Origin of the sequence: Sphaerospermopsis reniformis, from assembly GCF_005402885.1 — a bacterium.
Taxonomy (GTDB): Bacteria; Cyanobacteriota; Cyanobacteriia; order Cyanobacteriales; family Nostocaceae; genus Sphaerospermopsis; species Sphaerospermopsis kisseleviana.
This window is the reverse complement of sequence record NZ_BJCE01000135.1, coordinates 1-15,243: the sequence shown is the minus strand read 5'-3', so window position 1 is coordinate 15,243 and position 15,243 is coordinate 1. Positions and strand designations below refer to the sequence as shown.

The following is a 15,243-nucleotide window of genomic DNA, read 5'->3' as shown; positions in this document are numbered from 1 at the left end:
TATACCCCTAGCGCGTTTTGGGTACATATGTATATAATTGGTAATATTTTTCATCTTTGGTAGAACCACGGTATATTTTCCATTTACCGTTCTACCATTTTTCCGTTATATATTTCGGACAGGTCTATTTTAAAACATATATAGTAATATGATTTGATTGCTGATAGTTTTTTTAGGCAGGTAAGAGGATTATGAAAAATTAAGTGTAACTGATTTTTTCAGAAATCAAATAGGATGCCTATATTAGTTCTGTATCAGTCATAAAAAATTATTTTTTGTTGCAATTCTCTTCTTTGTGTTCTCTGCGCCTCTGCGTGAAATAAAAAATCTATTTATGCTTTGTCACGCATCCTCTAAAAACACAAATTAGATAAAATTGTGATATCAGCACGATATATAAACTCTCATTACACATAACATCCTATCTCCACTAAAATGCAACTTCAAAAAACATTAAATTATCTAGGGAACTGTTAAAGGAGTACCAAGAAATATAGGTGATTTTTCTTGATATATGAAAAAAGGAAACGGTCCAATGAAATAAGGGGAACAACCTAAATCAAACCAACCACCTCGCCGACAAATGCGGAAGAAAATAGCTGTTGATGCAGTTCCATCACCTTCATTAATATCCCACACAGCTTGTTTAAATCCCTTACCAAAAGGATGCCTTCCTGTCGGTTCTTTTCCACCATTAAGATTGCCTAATATCCCAAACCCACCCTTTACTTGTTGAAATTTACCACTCATCCATTGAGTACCTGTGATTCCACCTGCACCTGATAATTCTATGTGAGCGCAGTTGTTAGTACATGGAATATTAAATCCAACTTGGTCACTACCACTAATCGAACGTTGTCGGTTTGATTCTACTTCCTTTAATGGCAAATCTAATTTACCAACAATACTTCCTTGGGGTACAGGTGCATTGGGAAAATTAGCGAATGTTACCTGATTTAGTCCAGGTATTTTTGATATGCTAGTATTCTGCCAATTACTAAATTGTTTAAGAGCAGTTTTTTCTATTCCAGGAATGGAAGTTAGTTTATATTGAGATAAATCAATTTCTCCTAACTCTATATCTTTTATCTGTGGTAAATCATTGATGATTTCTCCTATTGTTTGTCCATTAATATTCGTACCACCCAATATCTTTTTAATCAAATCTTGAATAGGTAATACATTTTCTACATATTCATTAACTAGAGTAGGAATGGCTTTAGTTAATTCAGGGACAGTTTGCCATTTAATCGTTTGAAAATCTGATAACTTAGTATTTACCAGAGAAATACCACTCAGTTGACCAATTGTTTGTAAACTGAAATTTTCTAAATTAAATACATTTTCAAAATCTCCCAATTCCATCACTTCATCTAAACTTTGTCCTGCTTGCCAACTTCTGATTGATTTATATCCAGGAAATTCAACATTGGGAAGTTCAACACTACCAGGACTAGAGAAAACAAAAGATTTAAATGTAATGCTTTGCCAATCAGGAACTGGTGCATTATTTATATATTTACTAGGGATAGTGTTCACTGTTGGTGTAGGAGATGCTGTTGCTGGCTGAATTCCTAAAATATAACCAAGTAAATTATGATGGCGAAAGGATATTAAGCCATGCAATAATAAACTTGTACATAAACCCAAAAACATCCAGTATTTGATATTGGATTTTAAATTAAAATGATTATTTTTTGTGCTTTGAACGAGTTGGTGATTATTTCGAGATTGAGGATTATGTAACATATTTACACCTTGATTACCTTAATTCTTAGAATGAACACCTGAAAAATAAACTTACACATTTGGGATGATCCCTAATTTACACACTTCTGACAGCAGATTGCAGATCAATGAGGTACAGAATCTAAATTAAAACCTATACACAAAGACAGTTTTACTTCTGACTCCTGAATTCTGGTGTATTTTTATCTTGTTATTTGTTTCAATCTTTAAAGCTAATTACTGACAGTTAAATGCTTACCTTTTTGAGCAGGAATACTTGATTTAGTTGATTCAGTTCCTAATTGCAATAAACGCTCAACCAGTTGAGGCGAAACTTTAACACTTTGAGCAGCACTGGTTAGATTTTTACCAGACTCTAACTCTTGAATTAGTTGTTGTAGTTTCTGCCATAAAGGATTACTAGGAGTTATCCACCCTTTTTCTGCTGCTACCTGTAATCCTTTGGTAATAGTTGTGACAATGATAGAATCTGTAGGTGGTGTTTCTTTGCGGGTGACATCAGGAGTGATAGAGATGGTACTATAGGCTGGAGTACCTTTGCTTGTTAGCACCCGAAAGTTGTAAACTTGGCGAGTCCCGGCTGAAGATTGCGTGATCACCGTCAAGTGTGCGCCATTTTTAGCAGTGGGTATTCCAGGAATATTAACCGGGTTAATTTGTCTCAGATGAATTAAACCTGCTCCTGGGTTTTGACAATTCGACCTATCAGACAAACCTTGCAAACAACCATCTACATCCATAAGTATGCGGGAAGGGTCATCTAACCACACTCGTTGAATCACCTCACCAGTTTTGTAAAAAGAGATAGATACACCATGTCCCGGCCATACCTCTACAGTTTGTAGTTGTGCTTGAGTGCCTGTGGCCTTGCTTCTGGGAATAATACGTACAGAACTTTTGGTATTAGTTAATTGTGTTCTTGGTGTCGGTAGTGCCTGAGATGGAATATTGACCAACAAAGAAGCTGTGACAGTTAGAGATAACCAGAAAAACTTGTTCATTTTCATCCTCCAGGAGACTTTCATCAATTTGTATTCGGTAGTTTAAAGTCGTAAAGAGCGATTTACTTGAACAGTAATTTGGGTATTTTGCCGGATAAACCAAATGTTGGGTCGCTTCATAATTTCTGCGATCGCTTTTTGATTTCGTTCCTCCACCTGTTTGGAAACTGCACCAAACGCTCCTTGAGCAAAAGCACCTAATAAAGAGCGATCGCCACTTCTACTGGTTTGGATGCTGCTAAACCCACCATTGGATTGAGAAATGCTACTTTGAATATCAGGTTGATTAACCACCTCCCCCACCTTGGCCAGTCCTGACATCAAACCTAATCCTGCATCCAAGCTTAAAATCTCTTTACCTTTGTCCCGATATTGATTAGCAATTAAAGGTTCTCCCTCTTTCCCCTGTATAACAATTGTTCCTGGTCGTAATGTATATTCAGTACCATCTTTGAGAATGGCAGTAACTACAGCAGTAACTCTCCCAGATGAATCAACTTCTTGAATTTCTGCACTCAAAAGTGTATTAGCAGGAATCGCTTCTTCCCCAATATTGCTTAGTAAAGGTTGGGTGAGTTTAACCACAAACTTATTTTGAATGTGAGAATTATGAGAATTAATATTTGCTGACCAGACAACAGGTGTTTCTAATATCCCAGCAGCGTGTTCTCCTACTCTTAAATACTGTTCTTCTCTGCCCTCAATAATAGCAGCTTCTTCTGGGGAATAATTGTTGCTTTCATTGAAATTAGTTACGTTATCACTTTTATCTAAACTTTTCGCACTAATTACCGGATTCCACTTAGCTTTTAGTTGTTCAATCGCCCTTTTGCTATTATCAAAATTGCTGTCATAATCTGATTCTGAGTGATTTGTAGTAACTGTTGCTAGTTCTGTTTCTAGTTGAGAATCGCGGTTATAACTCGACCTACGTCTAGGAACATAATCAGATGTGACAACATTTTGAGTCTGCGTGCTTGCTACCTCCTGTTTGTCATTTGTAATTGCTGCTGCATAATCAATTTGACCACCAGAACCAAGAGAACGTAATCTTGCTAATTCTGCTAAAGGATCAGTAGGTTCTGTAGAAGTTTTAAAAGTGGTTTCTTGTTGGGGTAATATTCTTGAAGTTACAGCAGTTTTTACTGGAGGTGAATAGCGTGCGATTGGCAATTCTTCAAGTCTTTGTGTTCTGATAATTCTTCTAGGTTGTTGTTCTCTGTTGGATGTTAATGATGTTTCCCTCCTGACAGATTTAGTAGAAATAGGTTGAGTTTTGGGCAAATTTTCAATTATCTGCTTATCCGGTTTTGCAACGGGTAATTCTTGCCTGACTCTATTTTGTTCTTTAAATGCCTCCAGTTCCTCTGCTTGTTTTTGTAATGCTAACTTGGCATAAATATCACCATCTTGTTTGGGAACTTCTTCTTCAGAAGGAGAAGTAGTAGCAACTTCTGGTATTGCTTCTTCTTTAGTTACCTTGCCATTCATCATGGGATTAAGGAACATAAAAAGTAGAATAAATCCTAATCCAAATCCTCCCCCAACTACTATTGTGCGTGACCAAGGAGAATTAACAAGTGAATGTTGTGTTTCTATTAATGCCAATTCATCTGATAATTCTACATCCGCTTCCGTTTCAGGAATAATATTTTCATGTTCAATCTCACTAATGGTATTTTCTTCTTCATCTTCTTGAAAATTGAGTAAATTATTTATCTTGTTAGGGTCAGTTTGATTTTCTAAAATCGGGTTCATAAATTCACCTATTTTATATATAGCAGTTCCCATGTTCGTCAAATACAAGGTTTTTTAGTTTTAGGGAACAGGGAACATTGTAAATTGCTATTGTTGTTTGTGTTTTAATCATTGCTTTTAGGATTTAATTAGGGTAAAATATCAATCAATATTTGTTGTTTAAAATTATTCAATTCTTACCTAAATTCAAATCCGTGATTTCGATAATTTCTAAACCTGACCTGCGAACCGAATAAATCTTATGAGCAATTTCTGTTGTTTCAGGAGGCTTTTGAGGACTTTGTATAGCTTGAACCGTCACAGTTTTATTAAAAGCTATTCCATTACCAGCATTATCATCCTTACTAAAAGTCACCAGAGTAGCAATCACATCTATCTGCCATTTTCCTTGACCTATCTTGCGTGGTTCACTAACATATCTTGGAACTAAAGAACTTTGTAAACCACCTTGAAAAACACTGGGTGGTGTAAGTTCCGCTAATTTTTTCAGAAAACTAGATCGAAAATCTTGTTCTTCACTTAATGCAAAGGCAGCTTCCCAAGCTTTTGTAGTAACTCGTGCAGTTACTTTGTTAACTTTTATACTAATACCATTATCTTGTTGAGTGATTATTTCTCCATTTTTATTTAATCTTATCAGTCCATCCCAATTGAATATTTTCACTAGAGTATCAACCACAAATTTTTTAATCACTTCTGCTGAACGGTCATCAGGTTCTAATGCTTTAACATTGATTGTATTCCCATCAGCAATCTGGACTAAAGATGGTGGCTTTTTACGAGCTAAAGTTGAGGTTGCACCATAATTAAAAACTTGTAACAGAAAAGATAAAGAACTAAAAATTAGAGACATTACAGCAACAATAGCAATGGGATTAGATACCGATTGCCCAGAACTTAAAAACTGTAATGCTTCCCTTTTTGGAATTTTAGATTTCGTGTGATTGAGCATAATTTCTCAAAATTGATAAAGTTCTTAATGACAAGCTTCATCTAATTTTTGACGTGAGGGACGGTGTACCAGAAAGACTACTGCGGTATTAATTGGTACTGCGCCTTTATAGATGGTTTCCTGTGCGGCGATCGCTTCTTCCATGTTCAAATTGGCTTTTACATCCACGCTGTTTTTTTCCGCAGATATGGCAGAGGAAACGATAGATTGTTTAGTTAGACGTTGCAGTGCTGTTTTAGCTAACCCCTCGTTAGCTCTCGTCAGTTGACAGATGATTTCTGTATCAGAAACCTTATCTCTAGCAATTAGTTCCCACAAATACCGTAATTGTGCATATTCATCCACCCAACCAATTGGTTTTTCTGTAAACGTTAATGCTCCAATGTAACGATTTTGCAAGTTTACCCAAGCTCTATCGAAGAAAGGAACTGATGCTTCTCGTTCTAAAATTAAATGACGGATGTGAAAGTCGCTATTTTGTTCTTCCCGCAGTCCATCATCATCTAAGGTTAGTAAATGCGGAATATTTGGAGGTTTGCTAGTGTTAAATTGATTCCAAATTACTCCCCACAATTCCTGAGAACCCAATGGTTTGATATTCAAACCCATTTTATTATTTAGAGTTTGTTCCCAAAGTTGATAGCCAGATGTAAAGCTATTTTTCAGTATTGATTCAATGCGTTGATGTCGCACTTCGTGAATTTGTCCAGTAAATTTATGCCAACTTTCTCTAGCGTGGAGAATTAATTTCTCCACCAAGTCTGCTGTTTTACCAGCTTCAGAAATAGCAACAGTGTAGGTACAGTAAATTCGCAAAAATTTGTTTTTCCGACTGCCTTGATTTGTTAAATCTCTAATTCGCAAACGTTCTGACCGAATTAAAAGCATCAGTTCATTACTGCGACAATTTTCTTCTAATGCTTTTAGTTCCTGTTGACGGTGATGGTCATCGGTAAACGAACCCAGATGAAAGGTTAAAGTTTCACCATAGGGTATTTCTTTGAGTCCTGCCTCTATACCTGTAAAAATTGGTAAAATTTGACTATCTGGAAGTGAAGAATGGATACCTTGACAGTCAAAGCAGAATTTAATTTGGATATCGTCTTTTCGCTTGAGGATAATTGCACCAACATCTTTTCTGCCAGCTATGGAAATACTGGCGATCGCTGCAATATGGGTTAAGTCTTCAAAAGGAGTAAGGCGTTTGGCTACAGAAATCTCTTGAGCAGAGATATTTTGTCTACCTACCTTATCTTTGGGTATTTTTTCTTTAGCTGAAAAACTTGATGTCATAATTTTTACTAAAATATAAATACAAGCCTCAAAATTAATTGAGTGCATTTTGTTTTTTTAAGATTTACCAACACAAAAAACACTATTTTAAAGTTGAGATTCGTCGTGATTTAGATATCTTTTTTTGAGTTGATGTTATTATCTTTGGTTCATGAATCAGAGAATAAAAACGTTTATACCCTCTGGTAACTCTGGGTACTGTGAGAAACTTTGATAACCAGGTTTTATTACTGGTAAGAGTCCACCAAGTTGCACATCCCCAAGCTGTAACTAACCCAGTCACTAACAAAGAAGTTTGAAAAGTTAGCTTACAGATCAAGTAAGTTATCAAAGCAATAGCTGTCCAAGGAAAAAATTGATCTGCTGGAAAAGGTCCAATTCTCGGTTGTTCCCCTAAAACTCGGTTAACTGTTCTAAATTCTTTGCGCTTCATCATCTCTGTTAGTTGAGGTTTTTAAACGTGCGAATTTGACCTAAACCGCTTTTATCAAACTGAGAAAAAAGCTGTGTAGTCGAAAATGTTTAACTTATCCAAGAGTGATATAAGTTGTTTAAAAACGAGCGCCCGTTACGAATATCCAGAAACCACTCTACTGAAAAATCAGAGAATTTAAGACCTGTTTTTTTGAGCTAATTACACTGCATTACCAGTAATCAAACCTGTGAGAATATCACCTACTACAATAGTAACACTGATGATTAAAGGAGTTCTGGCTAAATTCTGCCAATCTTCATCATTTCTGGCAGCATTGACAATTCTCACCAATGAAATACCAAGATACAACAAAAACAATGCTCTCAGAACATTAAAAAATAGTGTAACAGCATCAGCAGGAATACCTGCAAAAGCTCCTGTCATCCATGTTTGTGCGCCATTAAAAAATTGTGCATTAGCTGATGTGGTGGTAATATCAAAGGTGAAAATTATACAGATAATACCAACTAAAATTCCATAAACATTGATTCCCCAACGACGTTGCAATTTTTCAAATTTAGTCAGCAACTTATTGGCTAAATTAGGAACTGCGGCGATGATGGCAGTTAGCAGAATTAGAACAGACATTAGCAGGTGATTAATGGATGTATTTGCCAAGACTAATGCTGTTGCTGCTGCTACTAATAAAAAAATTGAACTTTTTTTATCAACTGTGCGATTCTGAGAACCCGTTGGACAAACTTCAATTGTCTGTTGTTTGGGAATTTGGTAATTACTGCAATCAGGATGATTGTGTATTCTCATGTCTCGATATTTTATAAATGCCTACGAATAAGCATCATTTTCTCCTATCTTACTGCTTACAGTCAGCTATCAAATTTCGTAATTGCAGATATAAGATTGTGTCTACTTTTTTTCAACACTTGTTTCTAAAACATTGGTATAAAAATTATTACAACATCTATCAATTGATATAAGAAATTAGCTGCAAGTTAAGTAAGTCGGCACGATAAAATCAATATACATTTTGTTTCTTAAGACCCTGAAATAACCTATTTATCAGGTATTTGTTGAATGAACTCCTGCCATCTCCCTAATTCGATTTGCCCAGGTTTGAGACAAGGTTGAAATTTCCAGACGACTAGAATCACTTGCCCAAGTCTCCAACCAATGGGTATGCCATCGAGACAATTGACGTTGCATTTGAGCCAGTTCAAACGCACTGTCCACATCTAAATCAATCGCTGTCAGTTCTAAAAATACTTTACTTTCTCTAACAATCCCAAGTACCGCTTCCCCATTAACCCCACCCAAACTGAGAGATGCCATTTGTAGAAAGTTCTGTGCCAATCGTTCAAGACGTATAGAAAGACGATAGCACCGAAACGCAATTTGTTCTACAGTCAAGTTATTCATACACCTCCTAATCAAGCCAGTCAAATGGTAATGGTCATGCATTATTTTTTATTAAATTATCATACCAACTTTGGGAGAGCCAAAAAAATTTTGTAAATACTATACATAACAAAAACTCAATGTTTACATATGGTCTCTCCGGCGAGAGGTATATATCACTGTGAGTGATTTCAGGTTAACAATCTATCCCAATTAAGTTAGCAATGGTTACTAATTTGCCAAAAGTAGATGAAATTAAATCACCAAATATTTGCCAGGGAAAATTCTTGACACCATTCCAGCGTCAACTACTACAAAAAAATCTGGAACAGGATTTACCTGAATTATCCCGCCAGCGTATCCAAATTATGTTGTTGGCAGATGAGGGGAAAACTCAAACACAAATTCGCAAAGAATTAGGATGTTGTCCAGCAACAGCAAGACATTGGATACATATAGCTCGTAGTGGGATGGCACACCAATGGAATTCATCGCCTATTGGTCGTCCTAAAATCGTCAATGAGCAATATTTAGAGCGGTTACAACAACTAATTAATCATAGTCCCCGTGAGTTTGGTTACAGTTTTGAAAAGTGCTTCATTAAAAACCAGCAATTAGAACAACGGGTAGCTGAATTAGAAAAATCACTAGAAGAAGCGAATCAAAGCAGGTGGCACAACACATTTTCTAAACAAGCTGCAAATTTGGTTAATTCAGAGTTAGAAAAAACAATTGCACCATTGATGTCAGAAGTTGAACGATTAAATGCGGTAGTAGCATTTCAGGAACAAGAACTAGCGCAACTGCAAAATGTTAATGATATGTAACAAGCTGAGTTAAAGAAGTTTGTTAATTTGGTTAATGAAACTGATGAAATTAATTTAAGTCAAGCAGAAATTGTCGAACAATTTTGATTCGCACAGGGGCGACCCTCAATCCGCTCAAAATATAAATATTACAGAAGGTATACAGCAGATTTGGAGTAAATGAGGTACAAATTTTAGGGACAAAACCTTATACTAAAAAACTTTCAAGCCTGTTCCCTGCTGTAACTAACCATGAGTGAAGTTAAGTCTAATAGTACACTACGTCGGGGAAGAATCTTCCCATAAATTCAGTGGACCCAAGAATAGAAAGCTCAATGGCAAGCTGAACGCGAAAAATTGTACCAACGCTGTAAATTTGGTGATGATGAATTATTCACCAAATATATCTATATTACCAATTGCATACTCCGATGAATCTATAGTAGAAGATGGTAAACCCTGAAGTTCAGCTTTATTCCTCATACTTTCCACTTTATCTGCTTCTCGAATAGCTAATGGATTAATTTGTTGACGTTCTGCTAACAGCGTCGCCACAGAAATTTCCAATGGTGGTAATTTACCATTGCTAGGAACAGGTATATCTTCTGGAAACATTTGACAAAAAGTAGTAGCCGCCGCCCTCTCAACAATAGTCTGAATTTCCGCACCTACACAGCGATTAGTTTCTTTAAGTATTCGTCGCCATTCCTCTTGACTATAAGGATCAATGCTACCAGAAACATCACTACTAAATCTATCATCAAATCTCGCACAGTGAAGTTTAAAAATACTGTGTCTTTCCCCATAATTAGGCAAGTCAACTTTATAAATATAGTCAAATCTTCCTGCCCTAGTTAATTCTGGTGGTAGCCATTCTAAACGATTGACACTAGCAATTACAATTACATCACTGGTACGTTCTTGCATCCAAGTGAGTAACTGACCTGCTAACCTTCTAGCTATATCATCATCTCCAGCAAAACCTTTATCAAAATCATCAAAATACAAAACCACTTCATTGAGACGGTCTGCTAATTTTAGTAGTTGTTTTAATTTTATTTCTGCTTCATTACCATAACTTCTCACATTACCCCAATCTACTAAAATCAAGGGAATACCTAAAATTTGTGAGCATACTTTAGCTGAATGAGATTTACCCGTACCTGGAGGACCTACCAGCATTATACCTTTAGGAACTCTGAGTTTGTAGACTTTGGCAAGAGGACTAAACAATCTTTTGAATTTCTTAAAAGCCTCTTGCATCAAATCTAGTCCTCCCAAGGGAACTTCGGAAGTAGGGATAAATTCAATTCCATAAAGTTTATTGAGCAAATTTATTTTATAATCTAGTAGTTCTTTAGCTATAGAGTCTGCACTTTTTTCATCATGGAAATCAATTGATTTTAGTCCTTTGATTAAGTCGGAAATGTATAACCCAATTCCACTACGGACAATTTTCTTTTTATCCATCTCGCTCAATGTTAGTGGTAAAATTCCATGCAGTTCTTCATTGAGAGTTACAGTAATTTCTGAGATATCTGGCAATTCTTGAGTAATGACAGGAATTTGAGCAGCAAGTTCTGGGTGTAAGTTAGCTTGAGAACCTAAAAGAATAGCAGATTTGATTTTACCAGGAGCAGATGGAGAAAAAGAAAGATTGAGTAAATTCGATTTAACCCACTCAGATAGTAGAAAGAATTGGGTTTCTTGGGCTACATTGGTACTAATCCAAGGGTAAATATTTTCGATAATTAATATTCCTTCTCCCTGAAAAGACTCCCAAAATTTCAAGATTCTAAATTGGTCTTTTAATTCTTTAATTGGTACAGGAGTATAGTCTTCAAAATCCTTAAAATTTAAATCTACATTATTAACACATTCAACTTCTTTGATTATTTCCTGTCCTAAATTCCACAAGTAGCATTTAATTCCTAGCACTGAACAATATTGGCAAATATAGCGAATCATTCTGTATCTTTCTTGGGTTGGCGATTCCAAAATAATTACAGGTTCTTTACGTTTGATTAATTGTGGCAACTTGTTTAAAAAATCTGATGACATCTTGTTTATTTATAAGATATGTATTTCGATAAATTTTGATAGCATCTATAAGTCATGAATTATACTGTAAAATTTTAAACGGTATTTAATTTTATAGCTAGTATAAAAATGTGGAATTTATTATATCAATTGATATATATTCGTGAATATTCAAAAATAGATTAATTTATAGATTTCTGTATAAAAATGTAATTGTAAGATAGATGCGTTATTATTTATCTTCAATAATTAATGGCGAAAAAATCAATTCCGGTTTATCCTATTGTTTTAATTCCCAACTTTGCTGAACATCAAAATTTTGCTCCTTTGATTAAAGCAAATGGTAGTGGTAGTGTTACCGTGGGTGCTGCTGAAGAACGGTTTGGGCAAGTGCTGAAATATTATTTTGGTAATTGGGTATTTCCCCAACAAGAAATGCTACCAAATGGTCATGACCGTCCTTACACAGCAGATTTTGTAATTGTAGAACCAAATACTGAGCTACATCTTGATATTGAAGTGGACGAAAGTCATTGTTTTTCTACAGGAGTACCTACCCATTGTATTGGTGATGATGATTATAGAAATCTGTGTTTTCTTAAAGCTGGGTGGGTAATAATACGGTTTGCCGAAGAACAAGTAGTTAGTCAACCAGAACGCTGTTGTCGCTTTATTGGTAATGTGGTAGCAAAGTTAAGTGGAAATGTATCATTTAGTTATCAGTTCGTAGATATTGCCCCACTAACTCCTGTCAAGCAATGGTCAAGGAAACAAGCAGCTTCTTTGAAGAAAAACAACTATCGTCAAGGCTACTTGTCAGTTGATCGGTGATCATAGTACATAAGATGAGTATTTCTAAATGTTTCTGGATCAAAAAATGTGACCCACGGGTCACAAAATGCAATTAAACACTTTTAAACTCTTGTGGATGAGCGGTTTTATATCCTGTCCGGTTAACCATGAATAACCCAATCTCAGTCTAACCCAACCCAGAACAGGTGAAAGCTTGTTTGGGGCGCGAGTTGGAATCATATTTTTCAATAAATTTTCTATGAATCAATGGTAAATCTCCGTCCACGTCAAAATAGAGCGATGGAAATTTTAGACCCAGAGATTTGAGAAAAGGTCAAACAAATCATCCATAAGTTATTAGGAGGCGTATGAATAACTGGACTGTAGAACAAATTGCGTTTCGATGCGAGCGCCTTTCTGTACGTCTTGAAAGATTGGCACAGAACTTTCTACAAATGGCATCTCTCAGTTTGGATGGGGTTAATGGGGAAGCGGTACTTGAAATTGTTAGAGAAAGTAAAGTATTTTTAGAACTGACAGCTATTGATTTAGATGTGGACAGTGCCTTTGAACTGGCTCAAATGCAACGTCAATTGTCTCGATGGCATATTCATTGGTTGTCAACTTGGGCAAGTGATTCTAGTCGTCTGGAAATTTCAACCTTGTCTCAAACCTGGGCAAATCGAATTAGGGAAATGGCAGGAGTTCTGGTTTAATTTTATGCAAGAAGTAATTAAGCAAATCAAAAACAGATACAAAGTTGACTTACAATCTCAGGATATCAACTATCAATTGTGGAGATTGGATGATACAGAATACATAAAATTACAAAAAAATAGTTTATCAATTGCAAATAATTTTGATTTACATAAGCATCTTTATTTATCTAGAGAAGAACAAAATGATAAACTTAACTTAGCAGAACTATTGACAATTTTAGAATGTTTATTAGGTGAAAGTAGCGATTTGTATGATAAATATAAAGGAGCTTTTTATTTTCCAACATTACTTGTTGTTATTAAAACCAGTGGAACATTCTACTACTTGATGGATATTTATGATCATCGCGGTTGGCTGTATTTTCGGCTGTATAGAATTGTTGACCATAATTACATAAATAGACAAGACCCCCAAATATTGCGAGAAACATTTAGCGAGGAATTTACTCAACAAGAAATTAACTATTTTTTATTTTATTTTTACGGTTATTTAATAGGATGCTTTCGGACGTTTCAGAAGTTTAATTCTGTCAAACCATTTTTGAAGAGAATTGATTCTAATCTAATATTGTATGGTTACAAAGGCCAAGATTTTTTTGAAAAGCACTGCGACTCCGAAGAAAATTATCAAGCAGAAATTGAATCTTTTGAAAAGATTTACGGGAATTCCTTGGACAAAATTGATGTAAATGCAATTTTGCAAACAATTACCAGTGAATACAGTGAAATGTAGTACAATCAGATATAGATATGATAGCAATGTTATAAATTACAGAACAATCAGGTACAGCAAGTTTAAACACAGACATCAATTTATTTTCATTTCTGTCTCTTGCTGTTAACACTATAATGATATTCTAAAAGTTAATAGTTCCCTGGTACATCTACACCTGATACCTAAAAATGGTGTCAATTATTAATACTATGTCTAATTTTTACATTGATAACACTCAACTAAAAACCCAACTCACTAAAAAATACTTCGATTTATCTCCTGCTATCCAAAAGATTATTCAGTTATTTTCGGTAATCTATGCACCAGTAGATAAAAATTCATTTATCAATTGTCTCAGTGAAACTGCTGCATTAGATGAAAACAATAAACCTTGGAATACTAAAACTCTTAGTCTTCAAATTGATAAATTGATAAAAGCAGGTTTGTTAGTCAAGGAAAGTAAATCTAGTCCCGAATGCCATCCCCTCCTGACAGAAATTGCTACTCGTCATGCTGTAGAAACGGGAAAATTTGAACTCTTAGTAAAAGCTGTAAATGAAAAATTTCCTGTACATAGTTACGGAAGTATACGGATTTTTCGTAATCTAAGCCAATGTATAAGAGAAATCCGTATTGGTCTTTACCGCAAAGACCTAAGTTTTATTAATAGTCAAATTGAAAATTACCATAAGCACTGTAATAGCAAAGAAAAAATAGTTATAGAAAATATCCTTGAACAGATATGCAATAATCCATTTGATGAACATTGGTTTAGCACTCTACCACAAGAATTATTTATCCTTTGTATATCTAGTATTTTCCAAATTTCACTCTTAAAATTATCTGATTCTGAAGATGCGTTAATACTATTGGCAGATAAATGTGATGAACCTGAAAAATATATCTCAGATTATTTGCTTTTGATGTTGGCAGAACAATATTTCTTACGTGGTGATACGGAAGATGCACAGGATAGTTTGAAAGAGATATCAGAAGAATCTCAAAATAACGCCGCTATTGGTTGGGGTTGGTCAAATTTTTTGCGGGGTGAGAACGAGAAAGCTATTAAATATTATACAGATGCCCTAAAATCTTTGAAAAAAGCCACAGGCAAACGCCAAATATATTTTAATACAATTGCTGGCTTATTCTTTATTTTAGCACTGTTGAAAGATGGTTCGCCAGAACGCCTCAAAGAAGCAGAAGATTATACCAATATAATGATTCGGCAATCAGATCATTTTCTTAATTTAGTTTATATGGGACTGAGCATTATATTGCAAGTCCAGCAAGGTGATATTACCAAAAAAGAATTAATAGTTAATGCTCCCATTCCTCCCTTAGAAAAAGAAAATAGTTTAGAAACATTCTTTCTTTCCCTATGTCTGTACTGGATGGATATGGACAGTGCAAAAAGAAGATTACCTGATTTATTAGAACCATTATATCGGAGAGCGATCGCATCCGGTCATCACTGGTTAGCAATGGAAACCGCAGAACTCCTATCCCGACTCAAACCCAGCAGCAACTACCAACAACAAGCACAAGCACTACGAGAAGACAACGAAGTTGAAACCATCATAGACA

General features: G+C 35.2%; 13 protein-coding genes and 1 pseudogene. 5 read left to right on the top strand and 9 right to left on the bottom strand.

From position 1 onward, the window contains the following. Positions 1-462 precede the first annotated feature (462 nt). From FFR48_RS17630 to FFR48_RS17595, 8 genes and pseudogenes are all read right to left on the bottom strand, one after another. A complete protein-coding gene (locus FFR48_RS17630; protein ID WP_096573022.1) occupies positions 463-1,749 on the bottom strand; it encodes a hypothetical protein in 1,287 nt (428 codons plus the stop codon). 212 nt (positions 1,750-1,961) lie between these two features. Further along, complete coding sequence (locus FFR48_RS17625; RefSeq protein ID WP_137668266.1) at positions 1,962-2,750, bottom strand: hypothetical protein; 789 nt, start codon at positions 2,748-2,750, stop codon at positions 1,962-1,964. A gap of 42 nt (positions 2,751-2,792) precedes the next feature. Next, complete coding sequence (locus FFR48_RS17620; RefSeq protein WP_190647355.1) at positions 2,793-4,508, bottom strand: TrbI/VirB10 family protein; 1,716 nt, start codon at positions 4,506-4,508, stop codon at positions 2,793-2,795. A gap of 169 nt (positions 4,509-4,677) precedes the next feature. Beyond that, a complete protein-coding gene (locus tag FFR48_RS17615; protein WP_096573019.1) occupies positions 4,678-5,460 on the bottom strand; it encodes a hypothetical protein in 783 nt (260 codons plus the stop codon). A 30-nt stretch (positions 5,461-5,490) separates the two neighbouring features. Next, positions 5,491-6,753: pseudogene (locus FFR48_RS17610) on the bottom strand (hypothetical protein); the annotation flags it as partial. Between the two features lie 82 nt (positions 6,754-6,835). Next, positions 6,836-7,186, bottom strand: a complete 351-nt coding sequence (locus FFR48_RS17605; RefSeq protein ID WP_371851459.1) for a hypothetical protein — start codon at positions 7,184-7,186, stop codon at positions 6,836-6,838. 201 nt (positions 7,187-7,387) lie between these two features. Next, positions 7,388-7,993, bottom strand: a complete 606-nt coding sequence (locus FFR48_RS17600; protein ID WP_096573015.1) for a hypothetical protein — start codon at positions 7,991-7,993, stop codon at positions 7,388-7,390. A 255-nt stretch (positions 7,994-8,248) separates the two neighbouring features. Then, positions 8,249-8,605, bottom strand: a complete 357-nt coding sequence (locus FFR48_RS17595) for a hypothetical protein (RefSeq protein WP_096573014.1) — start codon at positions 8,603-8,605, stop codon at positions 8,249-8,251. A gap of 203 nt (positions 8,606-8,808) precedes the next feature. Between FFR48_RS17595 and FFR48_RS17590 the strand changes: the two genes are divergently transcribed. Further along, on the top strand, positions 8,809-9,411 hold the full coding sequence (locus FFR48_RS17590; RefSeq protein ID WP_137668265.1) for a helix-turn-helix domain-containing protein: 603 nt from the start codon (positions 8,809-8,811) through the stop codon (positions 9,409-9,411). A gap of 369 nt (positions 9,412-9,780) precedes the next feature. On the opposite strand, the gene FFR48_RS17585 is transcribed toward FFR48_RS17590, so the two are convergent. Next, complete coding sequence (locus FFR48_RS17585; RefSeq protein ID WP_096573013.1) at positions 9,781-11,451, bottom strand: ATP-binding protein; 1,671 nt, start codon at positions 11,449-11,451, stop codon at positions 9,781-9,783. A gap of 231 nt (positions 11,452-11,682) precedes the next feature. On the opposite strand from FFR48_RS17585, the gene FFR48_RS17580 reads away from it, so the two are divergent. The 4 genes from FFR48_RS17580 to FFR48_RS17565 all read left to right on the top strand — a co-directional run. Continuing rightward, complete coding sequence (locus FFR48_RS17580; protein ID WP_096573012.1) at positions 11,683-12,261, top strand: putative endonuclease domain-containing protein; 579 nt, start codon at positions 11,683-11,685, stop codon at positions 12,259-12,261. Positions 12,262-12,590: 329 nt separating this feature from the next. Continuing rightward, positions 12,591-12,938: a hypothetical protein gene (locus FFR48_RS17575; RefSeq protein WP_096573011.1), complete on the top strand. Its 348-nt coding sequence runs from the start codon at positions 12,591-12,593 to the stop codon at positions 12,936-12,938. 4 nt (positions 12,939-12,942) lie between these two features. Next, positions 12,943-13,674: a hypothetical protein gene (locus FFR48_RS17570; RefSeq protein WP_096573010.1), complete on the top strand. Its 732-nt coding sequence runs from the start codon at positions 12,943-12,945 to the stop codon at positions 13,672-13,674. A gap of 191 nt (positions 13,675-13,865) precedes the next feature. Then, positions 13,866-15,243: tetratricopeptide repeat protein (locus FFR48_RS17565; RefSeq protein WP_503827311.1), on the top strand; the 1,378-nt coding region annotated here is incomplete at its 3' end.

What these genes read in the sequence shown, in the direction of transcription:
- FFR48_RS17630 (WP_096573022.1), bottom strand. Translation starts at nt 1,749, where the DNA reads ATGTTACATAATCCTCAATCTCGAAATAATCACCAACTCGTTCAAAGC.
- FFR48_RS17625 (WP_137668266.1), bottom strand. Translation starts at nt 2,750, where the DNA reads ATGAACAAGTTTTTCTGGTTATCTCTAACTGTCACAGCTTCTTTGTTG.
- FFR48_RS17620 (WP_190647355.1), bottom strand. Translation starts at nt 4,508, where the DNA reads ATGAACCCGATTTTAGAAAATCAAACTGACCCTAACAAGATAAATAAT.
- FFR48_RS17615 (WP_096573019.1), bottom strand. Translation starts at nt 5,460, where the DNA reads ATGCTCAATCACACGAAATCTAAAATTCCAAAAAGGGAAGCATTACAG.
- FFR48_RS17605 (WP_371851459.1), bottom strand. Translation starts at nt 7,186, where the DNA reads ATGAAGCGCAAAGAATTTAGAACAGTTAACCGAGTTTTAGGGGAACAA.
- FFR48_RS17600 (WP_096573015.1), bottom strand. Translation starts at nt 7,993, where the DNA reads ATGAGAATACACAATCATCCTGATTGCAGTAATTACCAAATTCCCAAA.
- FFR48_RS17595 (WP_096573014.1), bottom strand. Translation starts at nt 8,605, where the DNA reads ATGAATAACTTGACTGTAGAACAAATTGCGTTTCGGTGCTATCGTCTT.
- FFR48_RS17590 (WP_137668265.1), top strand. Translation starts at nt 8,809, where the DNA reads ATGGTTACTAATTTGCCAAAAGTAGATGAAATTAAATCACCAAATATT.
- FFR48_RS17585 (WP_096573013.1), bottom strand. Translation starts at nt 11,451, where the DNA reads ATGTCATCAGATTTTTTAAACAAGTTGCCACAATTAATCAAACGTAAA.
- FFR48_RS17580 (WP_096573012.1), top strand. Translation starts at nt 11,683, where the DNA reads ATGGCGAAAAAATCAATTCCGGTTTATCCTATTGTTTTAATTCCCAAC.
- FFR48_RS17575 (WP_096573011.1), top strand. Translation starts at nt 12,591, where the DNA reads ATGAATAACTGGACTGTAGAACAAATTGCGTTTCGATGCGAGCGCCTT.
- FFR48_RS17570 (WP_096573010.1), top strand. Translation starts at nt 12,943, where the DNA reads ATGCAAGAAGTAATTAAGCAAATCAAAAACAGATACAAAGTTGACTTA.